The 12,163-nt window shown below is 69.7% G+C and carries 12 protein-coding genes; 7 read left to right on the top strand and 5 right to left on the bottom strand.

Annotated features, from left to right (window positions below; translation table 11 throughout):
• Nucleotides 1–27 precede the first annotated feature (27 nt).
• The 3 genes from ABZ783_RS12460 (at nt 28) to ABZ783_RS12450 (ending at nt 3,804) form a co-directional block, all read left to right on the top strand.
• Nucleotides 28–480 (top strand): GNAT family N-acetyltransferase, encoded by a 453-nt coding sequence (locus tag ABZ783_RS12460; RefSeq protein ID WP_357436684.1) that lies wholly within the window; start codon nt 28–30, stop codon nt 478–480.
• Nucleotides 481–517: 37 nt separating this feature from the next.
• Nucleotides 518–1,507, top strand: coding sequence for an L-glyceraldehyde 3-phosphate reductase (mgrA, locus tag ABZ783_RS12455; RefSeq protein WP_357436681.1), 990 nt, complete (start codon nt 518–520; stop codon nt 1,505–1,507).
• A gap of 203 nt (nt 1,508–1,710) precedes the next feature.
• On the top strand, nt 1,711–3,804 hold the full coding sequence (locus tag ABZ783_RS12450) for a DUF4153 domain-containing protein (protein WP_357436678.1): 2,094 nt from the start codon (nt 1,711–1,713) through the stop codon (nt 3,802–3,804).
• Nucleotides 3,805–3,847: 43 nt separating this feature from the next.
• On the opposite strand, the gene ABZ783_RS12445 is transcribed toward ABZ783_RS12450, so the two are convergent.
• The 3 genes from ABZ783_RS12445 to ABZ783_RS12435 form a co-directional block, all read right to left on the bottom strand.
• A complete protein-coding gene (locus ABZ783_RS12445; protein ID WP_357436675.1) occupies nt 3,848–4,747 on the bottom strand; it encodes a carbohydrate ABC transporter permease in 900 nt (299 codons plus the stop codon).
• Nucleotides 4,744–5,733 carry a sugar ABC transporter permease gene (locus tag ABZ783_RS12440; protein ID WP_357436672.1) on the bottom strand — a complete coding sequence of 330 codons (990 nt, stop codon included), beginning with the start codon at nt 5,731–5,733 and terminating at the stop codon, nt 4,744–4,746. The genes ABZ783_RS12445 and ABZ783_RS12440 overlap by 4 nt, the downstream gene beginning before the upstream one ends.
• Nucleotides 5,734–5,799: 66 nt before the next feature.
• Nucleotides 5,800–7,083 (bottom strand): extracellular solute-binding protein, encoded by a 1,284-nt coding sequence (locus tag ABZ783_RS12435; RefSeq protein WP_357436669.1) that lies wholly within the window; start codon nt 7,081–7,083, stop codon nt 5,800–5,802.
• Between the two features lie 411 nt (nt 7,084–7,494).
• On the opposite strand from ABZ783_RS12435, the gene ABZ783_RS12430 reads away from it, so the two are divergent.
• Both ABZ783_RS12430 and ABZ783_RS12425 read left to right on the top strand, forming a co-directional pair.
• A complete protein-coding gene (locus tag ABZ783_RS12430) occupies nt 7,495–7,998 on the top strand; it encodes a hypothetical protein (RefSeq protein WP_073832775.1) in 504 nt (167 codons plus the stop codon).
• 141 nt (nt 7,999–8,139) lie between these two features.
• Nucleotides 8,140–9,714 (top strand): MFS transporter, encoded by a 1,575-nt coding sequence (locus tag ABZ783_RS12425; RefSeq protein ID WP_357436666.1) that lies wholly within the window; start codon nt 8,140–8,142, stop codon nt 9,712–9,714.
• Nucleotides 9,715–9,794: 80 nt separating this feature from the next.
• On the opposite strand, the gene ABZ783_RS12420 is transcribed toward ABZ783_RS12425, so the two are convergent.
• Together ABZ783_RS12420 and ABZ783_RS12415 are read right to left on the bottom strand one after the other, a co-directional pair.
• On the bottom strand, nt 9,795–10,136 hold the full coding sequence (locus ABZ783_RS12420; protein WP_357436663.1) for a VOC family protein: 342 nt from the start codon (nt 10,134–10,136) through the stop codon (nt 9,795–9,797).
• 135 nt (nt 10,137–10,271) lie between these two features.
• Nucleotides 10,272–10,688, bottom strand: coding sequence for a hypothetical protein (locus tag ABZ783_RS12415; RefSeq protein WP_357436660.1), 417 nt, complete (start codon nt 10,686–10,688; stop codon nt 10,272–10,274).
• Between the two features lie 89 nt (nt 10,689–10,777).
• On the opposite strand from ABZ783_RS12415, the gene ABZ783_RS12410 reads away from it, so the two are divergent.
• Both ABZ783_RS12410 and ABZ783_RS12405 read left to right on the top strand, forming a co-directional pair.
• On the top strand, nt 10,778–11,425 hold the full coding sequence (locus ABZ783_RS12410; protein WP_357436657.1) for a MerR family transcriptional regulator: 648 nt from the start codon (nt 10,778–10,780) through the stop codon (nt 11,423–11,425).
• Nucleotides 11,426–11,663: 238 nt separating this feature from the next.
• Nucleotides 11,664–12,104, top strand: coding sequence for a VOC family protein (locus tag ABZ783_RS12405; protein ID WP_357436654.1), 441 nt, complete (start codon nt 11,664–11,666; stop codon nt 12,102–12,104).
• Nucleotides 12,105–12,163 lie beyond the last annotated feature (59 nt).

Raw genomic sequence — 12,163 nt, 5'->3', positions numbered from 1 at the left:
TTCCGCCACCGGCGGCACAATGGGCGGGTGGATCTCCGCATCCGGGCCGCCCGCCCCGCCGAGGCGGCCGAGCTGACCGAGCTGGCACTGCGTTCCAAGGGTCACTGGGGCTACGAGGCCGAGTTCCTGGCCCGCTGCCGCAGCGAGCTGACGCTGACCCCGGCGGACGTGGCCACGCGGCAGGTGGCGGTGGTCGAACGGGACGGCGCGGCGGTCGGGTTGTTGGTGCTCGGCGGCACCCCGCCCGAGCTGGAGCTGGACATGCTCTTCGTGGACCCGCCGGCGATCGGCACCGGCGTCGGTCGGGTGTTGTTCGACCACGCCGTGGCCACGGCCCGCGCCGCGGGCGCCCGTGCGCTGTGGCTCGACGCGGATCCGGGCGCGGAGCCGTTCTACCGGCACGTCGGCGCGGTCCCGGCCGGCACCGCCGTCTCCCCCTCCACCGGCCGCACCCTCCCCCGCCTGCGCTACGACCTCTGATCGCGGTCCCGTCACACGCCAGGGCTAGGGTCGCGTGGTGACCTACCTCGCCGCTGATCAGCGTTACGACTCGATGACCTACCGGCGCAGCGGGCGCAGCGGTCTGCGCCTGCCCGCCATCTCCCTCGGGCTGTGGCACAACTTCGGGCCGGACCGGCCGTACGAGCGGCAGCGGGACATCGTCCGGCGCGCCTTCGACCTCGGCATCACCCACTTCGACCTGGCCAACAACTACGGCCCGCCGCCCGGCACCGCCGAGGAGAACTTCGGCCGGCTGCTCGCCACCGACCTCAAGCCGTACCGGGACGAGTTGGTCGTCTCCAGCAAGGCCGGCTACCTGATGTGGCCCGGCCCGTACGGCGAATGGGGCTCCCGCAAGTACCTGATCTCGTCGCTGGACCAGTCGCTGCGCCGGCTGGGGCTCGACTACGTGGACATCTTCTACTCGCACCGGTTCGACCCGGACACGCCGCTGGAGGAGACGATGGGCGCGCTGGACGCCATCGTCCGCTCCGGCAAGGCGCTGTACGTCGGCATCTCCAACTACAACTCCGAGCAGAGCGCCCGGGCCGCCGCGATCCTGCGTGACCTCGGTACGCCGCTGCTGATCAACCAGCCCGCGTACTCGATGTTCAACCGCTGGACCGAGACGGACGGCCTGCTGGACACGCTGGAGAAGGTCGGCGCGGGCTGCATCGCGTACAGCCCGCTGGCGCAGGGCCTGCTCACCGACCGCTACCTGGGCGGGATCCCGGCGGACTCCCGGGTGCGCACCAGCGTGTTCCTCAACGAGAGCGACCTGACCGAGGAGCGGATGGCGACCATCCGGGCGCTCGGCGCGATCGCCGAGCGGCGCGGCCAGACCCTGGCCCAGCTCGCCCTGGCCTGGGCGCTGCGCGACCCGCGGATGACCAGCCTGATCATCGGGGCGAGCAGCGTGGCCCAGCTGGAGGGAAACGTGGCCGCGCTGGACAACCTCGACTTCACCGCCGAGGAACTGGCCGAGATCGAGCGGGCCCTGGGCTGATCCCTGTGTCTCGGACCGCGCCGCAGGTTCCGTCGCGAGACGGCCGCGCGGCGCGGTTCCGACGGCGAGGCAGCCCGGCGGCACGGGCGGTTCACCGGCCGGCCCGGGTGTGCTGACCGAACGGGCCGCCGGGGCGGCGCGGGGCGGCGGCGGACCGGGGTCGGGCCCTACAGTGTCGGGACCAAGCGATCAAGGAGCGTGCCGTGCCCGAGTCGCCATCGGCGCCAGATTCCCCCCGGACCGCCCCGGCGACCGAACCGAGCGGCGGTGACGTCCCCGCCGACGTCACGCCGTACCTGCTCGTCATGCCCACGGGGGACGGCGCGCCGCCCGGCATGGTGTGGCCCGGCCAGGAGGGCCAGCCGGCCTGGGCGATCCCGGTGACCGTGCCGCCCGGCACTCGCGGCTACGCGCTGTTCGTACCGCTGGTATCACCTGGCGAGGACCAGCCGGTGCCCGCGCAGGCGGCGGCCCCGCGGGTCATGGCGCCCGCGCCGGGCGTGCCGGCCCAGGCGACCCCGCCGGCCGTCGAGGCCACGGCGAGCGCGCCGGCCACGGCCGGCACCGGGAGCGCCACCGACGGACCGGCGGCTGACAAGGACGCAGCCGACGCACCGGAGCCCCAGGGCACCCCGGCAGCGGACACGACGCCGCCGCCGGCCGGGATCGCCCCGCAGTCCTCAGCCGCACCGGCGACGCCCCCGCCTCCGGGATATCCACCGCCGTACGTCGTGACGCAGCCCGTGCTGCACCCCGGGGGCGGCTGGGCACCGCGCCCGCCCGTGCCCCGGACGTCGTTCCTCGGCGCGCGCTGGCCCGGGCCGAAGCCGGCCACCGGGCGAGCCGCCCCGCTCGCGGTCCTCGCCGGCGCGCTCGGCACCGCGTTCTTCGTACCGCTGAGCCGAGTCGGCATCGGCTGGTTCCTCGGCTGGCTCACGCTGACCCTCGGCGTGCTGGTGGCGGTCCGGCGGCGTACCGCCGACCTGCCCCGCACCGACCGACTGATCCGGGGCGGCTGGGCGGCGGCCGCCCTGGTCCTGCTGGCCGTGCTCGCCTTCCGCAACGCCTGGTGGCTGGTGACGTTCTGTGTCCTCGGCGCACTGGGCTGCGCGACCCTGGCCATCGTCGGCGGGCGGTTGGTCCGCTCGATCCTGTTCGGCCTGCTCGCGGCGCCGTTCGCGGCATTCCGCGGCCTGCCCTGGGTACGCCGGCACATCACCGCCTCCCCGGACGCCGGGAAGGTCCGCCGGGTCGCCGCCTCGGTCGTCGCCACGGTGCTGGTGCTGTTGGTGTTCGGCAGTCTGCTCGCCTCGGCCGACGCGGCGTTCTCCGAACTCATCGGCGCGACCGTCCCGAACACCGACGCCGGGGCGATGTTCCGCGGGATCTTCCTGGCCGCCGTCGGCGGGCTGATCGCGGTCGCGGCGGTCTACACCCTGGCCGCCCCGCCCGACCTGTCCACGGTGGACAAGCCGAGCAACCGCCGGCTCAGCCTGCTGGAATGGGCCCCCGCCATCGCGGCACTGACGCTGCTCTTCGTCGGTTTCGTGGTCGTGCAGTTCACCGTGCTCTTCGGCGGGCAGCGGCACGTGCAGAAGGTCGCCGGGCTGAGCTACTCCGAGTACGCCCGTAGCGGCTTCTGGCAGCTGCTCTTCGTCACCCTGCTGACCCTGGCCGTGCTGGCCGCGGTGAGCCGGTGGGCCAGCCGGGAACGTCCGGTCGAACGCACCGTGCTGCGCGTCCTGCTGGGCCTGCTCAGTGCGCTCAGTGTGGTGATCGTGGTGTCCGCGCTGTCCCGGATGTGGACGTACCAGAAGGTCTACAGCTTCACCGGCGAGCGGATCTTCGTGATGGCGTTCGAGTTGCTGCTCGGGGTGGTCTTCCTGATGATCCTGGCGGCGGGCGTCCGGTGGCAGGGCCGTTGGATCCCGGGGTCGACCGTGGCGCTGGCCGTGGCGATGCTGCTCGGCCTGGCGGTGCTCAACCCGGAGGACTACGCCGCGCGGCGCAACATCCTGCGGTACGAGCAGACCGGGAAGATCGACGCGTGGTACCTGCGGGCGCTCTCCGCGGACGCCACCCCGGCCCTGGCCAAGCTCCCCGATCCGGTACGCCGTTGCACGTTGAGCTGGATCGCCGACGACCTGGCCGAGTCCGACCCCTGGTACGCGTGGAACCTGGGCCGGTACCGGGCCCGGCAGGAACTCGACCGGCTCGGCCCGGCCGCGATCGGCGGGCAGAAGGACTGCCGCAAGGCCGACCAGTTCGACCTGCCAAAGAGGCGCGGCACCCGGTGACGCCCCGGGGCCGGGTGCGAGTTGGGCCCGGCCCCGGCCCGGGTCAGCCCTTGACCGCGCCGCCCACGATGCCGCGGACGAAGTAGCGCTGCAGGCCGAAGAAGACCGCCAGCGGCAGGGCCATCGACACGAACGCCGCCGCGCCGAGGAGGTACCAGCCGCCGCCGAGGGAGTTGACCAGGTTCGCGATCGCCGCGGTCATCGGCAGGTTGTCCGAGTTCGCGAGCCCGATGTAGATCAGCGCGACGAGCAGGTCGTTCCACACGAACAGGAACTGGAAGATCGCCAGTGCGGCGAAGGCCGGCACGCTCATCGGCACCGCGATCCGGAAGAACGCCGTCACGTGGGAGGCGCCGTCCATGTAGGCCGACTCGAACACCGCCCGCGGCAGGGACCCCATGAAGTTGCGCAGCAGGTAGACCGCGAACGGCAGGCCGTAGCCGGTGTGGGCCAGCCACACGGCCAGGAACTGGCCGGTGATCTCCCACTCGGCGAACAGCTTCAGCACGGGAATGAGGGTGGTCTGGAGCGGGACGACCAGCAGCCCGACGATCACCACGAAGAGCACGTCACGACCGGGGAACTGCATCCAACTGAACGCGTACGCGGCGAACGCCGCGACGAAGAGCGGGATGATGGTGGCCGGGATGGCGATGAACAGGCTGTTGACGAACGCTTCGCCGATGCCGCTCTGCTGGAAGACGTCGCGGTAGTTCTCCATGGTGAACTGGTACGGCGGGGCGAACGCCGTCCACCAGCCGGCGGTGGACAGCTCCGACTGTGGACGGAACGAGCTCACCAGCAGCCCGACCGTCGGCACCGCCCAGACGACCATCAGGGCGACGACCGCCAGGTGCAGCACGAGGCGGCGGCGAGGCCGGGCGGGCTTGCGGGTGGCTGCGGCCCGGGTGCCGGGCGCCTTGGGCGTTGCGACCGTGGTCATCTGATCGACTCCTGGGCACGGAACTTACGGATGTTGAAGCCCATGATCGGGACGATCGCCAGCAGGAGGACGACCGCGACGGCGCTGGCTCGGCCGAAGTCGCCGAACACGAACATCTCCTTGATCATGAGGTTGGCGATGACCTCGGTGTCGTAGTTGCCGTTCGTCAGCGTGTAGACGATGTCGAACGTCTTCAGCGAGGTGATGATCATCGTGGTGGAGACGACCGCCAGGGTCGGGCCCAGCAGCGGGAGGATCACCCGCCGGAAGACCTGCCACTCGTTGGCGCCGTCGATTCGGGCCGCCTCCAGCAGCTCGGGGTCGATCCCCTTGAGCGCGGCAGAGATGATGACCATCGCGAAGCCGGTCCACATCCACACCATGATGGCGATGAGCGCGAACGTGCTGAGCCGGAAACCGGGCGACTGCAACCAGCCGACAGGTCCCAGCCCGACCGCCCCGAGCAACGCGTTCAACGTGCCGGTCTGGGTAGTCCCCTCCGGCTTGTAGTCGTACATGAACTTCCAGATGACACCGGCCGCGACCATGCTGATGGCCAATGGCAGGAAGATGATGCTCTTGGCCAGCGCCTCATACCGGACCCGGTCCACAAGCACGGCGATGACCAGGCCCATCCCGACCGTGAAGCCGGCGAAGAACAGTAGCCACAGAACATTGTTGAGGAGCGTGCCGATGGCGTCACTGTTGGTGAAGAACCACCGGTAGTTGTCCAGCCCGACGAACGTCGGCGTGAGCTCATTCTTGCCGTAGAAACTCCGGATGATCGTCCGGATCGTCGGATAGATCAGGAAGAAGGCGAGGAACCCGAGCGCCGGCGCGATCCAGAGCCACGGCCGGATGCGCTGCTGCCACTGGTTGTTGCGCGCGGCGACGGCGAGCACGCGCTCGGTTCCCCAGACGTACAGGATCAGGATGGCCGGAATGCCGACAACCACCTGAAGTGCCGTGGCCAGGCGTGAATCCACTGTTGCCTCCGGGAATCGCACCACGGGATGAGGCGGGGGAGCGGCCACGCCACTCCCCCGCCCGGACTAGGACTGGTACGCGTCCTTCTGCGCCGCATCAAGGTCGGCGAGGACCTGGTCGAGGGACTTGGTGCCGTTGGTCAGCGCCACCATCCCCTTCCAGAACGCGTCGTTCATGGCGGTCGGCATCAGGTCCGACGCGTCGAAGGCGAAGGACTTCGCGTTGGCCAGGATCTCCGCGGAGCGCTTGCTGACGTCATCCGGGTAGCTCTTGGCGTTCTTGTTCGCCGACAGGGCCCCGCCAGCCTTGACCCAGATGTCCTGCGCCTCAGCCGTGACCAGGTACTTCATCAGCGACTTCGCGGCCGGCGTGTCCTTGAACATGCCGAACAGGTCGCCCGCGCCCTCGACCGCGCCCGCGTACTGGGCCTCGATGTCCGGGAACGGCAGGAAGTTGTAGTCGGTGCCCGCCTTGGCCTGCTTGAACTTCCCCAACCCGGTGATGAAGCTCCCCTGGTGGTGCAGCTGGCAGCCGGGCGGGGCCGCGAACAGCGGGTCGCCACCGGCCTCGAAGTTCGTCGCCACGGCGGCCTTGCCGCCGCCGTAGGTGTTGGCGACGACGTCGTTCACGTAGATCTCGAACGCCTTCCTGATGGCCGCGTCGGACCACTTGACCTTGCCCTGATACCACTGGCTGTAGACATCCGGGCCCGCGGTCCGCAGCACCAGGTCCTCGATCCAGTCGGTGCCCGGCCAACCGGACGCCGCGCCGGACTCCAGGCCGACGCACCAGATCGCCTTCGCCTTGCTCTGGTTCGCCTTCGCCTGGGTCATCAGGTCGTTCCACGTCTTGGGCGGATTCGCCCCGTAGTCGTTGACCTTCGGGTCGTACCAGATGAGGCCCTTGACGGCGGCCTTGATGAAGACGCCGTGCACCTTGCCGTCGACCTTGCCCAACTCGACCAGCGCCGGGGCGGTCTCGCTCTCGTACGTTTTGATGTCGAGCACGTCGTCCAGTGGCAGCAGCTTGCCAGTCTTGGCGTACTCGGCCATCTGCCCGGGGCCAGGCAGTCCGGCCACGTCCGGCAGCACGCCAGAGGCGACACCGGTGGTCAGGACAGTGTTGATGTCCCGGGTGCCGGTGTACTTCACCTTGGCGCCGGTCTGCTTCTCCCAGGGCTCGACCATCTTGAGGAACGCGGCCTGTTCGTCACCGCCCCAGGTGCCGATCACGTTGACGGTCTTGCCCTTGAGATCATTCTCGTTCGAGGACGAGCCGTCGGTGGAACAGGCGGTCGTCGCGAGCGCGAGCACGGCCAGCGGGACCATCCGCCGCAGCCACCGGTTCATGGGCACTCCTTCTCAGTCACTCGGTACCTCGACTCCGCACAGCCCGTCGGACACCCGATGCGCCTGCTGCCCACGTCACCGCGGAGCGCGCGGACGTCCGGCACGGTCCGCTCCGCCCGTAGGCTAGCGGGTCGGCTCTTCCACAGGCGACGGTCGGTGCCGGTGGCTTGACGCCGCATGCGGCGTCAAGCGTCCTGAACGACGCTCGAGACCCGCTCAAGGGCAACTCGAGTCGGTCGACCGGCATGGATTTCCGGGGGAAGTTTCCGCTGGTCAGATCGAGTTGGACGACCTCGCGTGAGTTGCCCGACAGCTCGCACATCTATCCATAGACGTCGATGCATGGTAGAAATTTCACGGGCCGGCCTCCACTTCGCAAATATCTGCCCCTGCTGCGATTCAGGAGATGCCATGTCAACGACCCGTCGTGTAGTGCGCCGCCGCATGCTCACCCTGCTCCTCGCAGGCGTCGCGGCCATCGGCACCGCCCTCGGCTTCAGCACCCCCGCCTTCGCGATCAGCCACGCCAGCGCCACCTCCCAGCTGCGCGCCGCCGGCATCAGCTGGGTCTCCAGCGGCAACTGCAGCGACCGCAACAACCCGACGTGCACCTCATTCGAGGGCATCCGGCAGGCCACGATCGATGGCATCATCACGTTCAAGCGGGCCAGTGGCTGCGCCATCACCATCACCGGCGGCACCGAGACCGGGCACGCCGGCGGCACCTACAGCCACTGGAACGGCTACAAGGTCGACATCGCCAAGACGACCTGCGTCTACAACTACATCTCCCGCTCCTACACATACGTGGGCTACATATCGGGCTGGGGTTACCAGTGGCGAGCCCCGTCGGGCAACCTCTACACCGACGAGGGCAACCACTGGGACATCCTGTACTACACCTGTGGCTGCTGACGCCTGAGAAGTGACAGACACCCTGGTGCGGGCCTTGCCCGCACCAGGGTGTCTCGCTTGGCCCGCCGTCGGGAGGCATCCCACCAGTACATATGCCCCAAACGTGAATTTGGGTACGAAGCCGTCGGTAGCATCCGGGCTATGACCGAGCCGAGCCGGCCCGGCACCGCCAGCTCAGGTGCCCACGGGGCCTCCCCGTCAAGGGCCGACCCGAAATGGTGGGCCCTCACCGCCGTCTGTCTGGGCACGTTCATGCTGCTGCTCGACCTGACGATCGTGAACGTCGCGCTGCCCGACATCCAGGCGTCGCTGGGGGCGTCCTTCTCCGACGTGCAGTGGGTCGTCGACGCCTACGCGCTGACCCTGGCCGCACTCCTGCTGACCGCGGGGTCGCTGGCGGACCTGTTCGGCCGCCGCCGGCTCTACGTGATCGGCCTGGTCGTCTTCACCGCCGCGTCCGCGCTGTGCGGCGTCGCGCAGTCCCCGCTCATGCTCGAACTGTCCCGCGGCCTGCAGGGCATCGGCGGGGCCATCATGTTCTCCGTCTCGCTGGCCCTCCTGGCCAACGCCTTCCGCGGCGCCGAACGCGGCACGGCCTTCGGTATCTGGGGTGCCCTGGCCGGCGTCGCCGTCGCCGTCGGGCCCATCGTGGGTGGCGCGCTGGTGTCGGGCCTGTCCTGGCGGTGGATCTTCTTCGTCAACGTGCCCATCGGTGCCATCGCGCTGGTCCTGACCCTGCGCAAGGTGGTCGAGTCGCGCGACGAGCAAGGCGCGCGGCCGGACTGGCCGGGCTTCGTGATCTTCTCCGCGGCACTCGCCTGCCTGGTCTACGCCCTCATCGAAGCGGGACGCAGCAGTTTCACCGCGACACCGGTGATCGCCTGCTTCGCCGCGGCCGCCGTGCTGCTCGTGGCCTTCCTGCTGATCGAGGCCCGCACCGCGGACCCGATGTTCGATCTACGGCTGTTCCGGGTGCCCACCTTCGTCGGTGGCGACATCGCCGCGTTCGGCCTCTCCTTCAGCATCTTCTCGATGCTGCTCTACCTGGTCCTCTACCTGCAGAACGTGCTCGGCTACACCGCCCTGCAGACCGGCCTGCGGCTGCTCATCCTCTCCATCGGCGTGCTGGTCGCCAGCGGCGTGGCGGGACGGCTGAGCGCGAAGATGCCGGTCCGCGCCCTCGTCGGCCCAGGACTGGTGCTGGTCGGCATCGGGTTGCTGCTCATGCGCGGCCTCACCGCCACCTCGTCGTGGACCCACCTGATCCCGGGACTGATCGCGACGGGCATCGGCATCGGGTTCGTCAACCCGCCGCTGGCCTCCACGGCGGTCGGGGTCGTGGCGCCACGCCGGTCGGGGATGGCGTCCGGGATCAACCTGACGTTCCGGCAGGTCGGCATCGCCACCGGCGTCGCGCTGCTGGGCACCCTGCTCGCCAACCGACTGACCGCCATGGTGCAGACCCGAGCTGCCGGCACCCCGTTGGCCCCGCACAGCGCCGAGATCGCGACAGCACTGCGCAACGGCAGCGTGAGCCGACTGTTCGCGACCGTCCCGCCCCAGCAGCGCGGCCTGCTCGTCGAGATCGCCCGCGGCAGCTTCGCCAGCGCGCTGAACGAGGTCCTGCTGTTCGCGGCGATCGTCAGCATCGTCGCCGGGATCCTGTCCTTCGTCCTGATCCGCGCGAAGGACTTCGTCTCACCCCCGCAGGGGTGACCGTTCCCGGGCACCGGCCCGGGCGGTAGGGATCGACCGTCGCGCCCGGATCAGCGCGGACTTCCCGGCCCGGCCCACGCTCAGGCCGGCGCGCCGCCGAAGCCGATCTCGTTGCCGTCCGGGTCGCGGAAGATGGCCTTGCGGACGCCGTTGGCGTAGGTCTCACGCTCGGCCGGCTCCAGGCCGCGCTCGGCGATCTGGGCGATGCGGGCGTCGAAGTCGCCGACGAAGAGGGTGTGCATGGCGTGCCCGGCATGCTCGGGCCGCACCTCGATGAACACGTACCGGTGCTCGGCCAACTCCCACACCGCCTCGGTGTCGTTGGGCAGGAACGACGGCGGGGCGCCGAGGAGCCGCTCGTACCAGGCCGCCGCCGCGGTGTAGTCGCGGACGGGAATGCCCGCGAAAAGATCTACGGTCATCAGCTAATGCTAGGGCTTTCTGACAGCGGCGGAGCAATCAGAAAGTTGGTGCTGACCTTGACTCGGTGCAAGGCGCTGCCGTCTCCACGTAGTCCGGCCGGCACCGGGGTGGGTGCCGGCCGGCTCCGCAACGGTTCAGGCGGTCAGCAGCCCGACGCCGAGGCTCACCACCCCCGCAGCGAGAGCGAGCGCGCCCACCCACAGCACCCAGACGAACCGGTTCGGCGCCGTGACGTTCCTGCCGGCGGACGACGCGAAGAATCCCGCCGACATCAGAATCGCGGCGACCGGCACTCCGAGCCGTGCGGTCCACAGGAAGGCTCCGTCGAGACCGGTGGCGTCCACATAGAGCAGTGCGACCAGGCTCAGCAGGACCAGCACGCCGGCGTGACCATGGCCGGCGCGCGCGAAGGACTTCTGGAAGTCGGTCATCGGCACGTCGCCACGGGCGATGCGGGTCATGAACCAGCCGCCCACCTGGATGGTGACGATCGTGAGCAGCACCGCTCCGGCGATGATCCGCGACTCGGTGCTGAGTGCCAAGGTCTGCACGAGGTCTCCTTCGGGTCGGATAGTGATGGATAGCAGCGCTGTCCGCTTACGGATACTGATACTATCCATGAAGACGGAGGGGACGGCAAATGCGTATCGCGGAGCTGAGCCGCCGGTCGGGGGTGGCCGTGCCGACGATCAAGTACTACCTACGGGAAGGCCTGCTCCCGCCGGGCGAGCTGACCAGCCCCAACCAGGCCAGGTACGGGGAGCGGCACCTGCGCCGGCTGCGCCTGATTCGCGCCCTGATCGAGTTGGCCCAGGTCCCCGTAGCCAGCGTGAAGGTCGTCCTGCAGGCGTTCGACTCCGAAACCATGTCGCTGCACGAACGGATCGGGACGGTGCACCGCGCCATCACGCCCCACCGTCAGGTGACCGCCGACGACGACGTACGCGTCGCAGCCACCGCACAGGTGCGGGAACTCGTAGCGCGGCGCGGCTGGGCCGTCGGGCCGGACGCGCCCGCCATCGCAACACTCGTCGAGACCATCACCGCCCTGCGCGCGCTCGGCCAAGACAGCCTCACCGGTCACCTCGACGCGTACGCGGAAGCCGTGGAACGGTTCACCGAGCTCGAACTCGCGGCAGTCACGTCGCACGCCGACCCTGACCAGATCGCCGAAAGCGTCGTGATCGGCACCGTCCTCGGCGAAACACTCATCGCGGCGCTGCGCCTACTGGCCCAGGAAAGCATCTCCGCCCGCCTGCTGGGCCCGGCGTCCGCGTCCGGTCGATAGGGGGCCGGCCATGAACATTCGCCGAGCCACCAGTCGCCACCCCGGACCACGATCAGGCCATCGCCGCCGGGCCGGACGGCGCGCCGCCTGAGGAGGCAGCGCAGATACGCGGCCCGGTCGCGGCCGCGCCGACAGGTTCCCGACGAAGATGTCGCGAAGGATGTCGAGAACGGCCTGCCGGCTCCGTCTCAGGAGCGGACGCGGCCACCGTGGCCCCACCACACCAAGGAGAGCCAGCATGACGATCCAGCGGATGGACAACGTCCTCATCGTTGTCGACGACCTTGACGCTGTTATTTCGTTCTTCGTCGAACTTGGCATGGAGCTGGAGGGCAAGGCGCCAGTCGAGGGACGCTGGGTGGAGCGGGTCATCGGGATCGACGACGTCCGACAGGACATCGCGATGCTGCGGACCCCGGACGGCCACGGCCGAATCGAGCTCGCGATGTTCCACACGCCGAAGGCGATCAGCGCCGAGCCGAAGGACGCGCCGGCGAACACGCTGGGCATTCGTCGCATCATGTTCGCCGTCGACGACATCGAGGACGTCGTTGCCCGCCTGCGCACCCACGGCGCCGAACTCGTCGGCGAGGTGGTGCAGTACGAGGACATCTATCGGCTCTGCTACGTCCGCGGCCCCGAGGGCATCGTCGTCGGACTGGCCGAACAGCTCAGCTGAAGGCCGGCGAAGGGACCGCGCACCCGAAGCAGCCCCCGACCACCGAGTGGGGCCGGGGG

It is taken from the genome of Micromonospora sp. NPDC047738 (genome assembly GCF_040642675.1).
GTDB lineage: Bacteria > Actinomycetota > Actinomycetes > Mycobacteriales > Micromonosporaceae > Micromonospora.
Note: the sequence above shows the minus strand (reverse complement) of the source record. Positions and strands in the feature narration are given on the sequence as shown.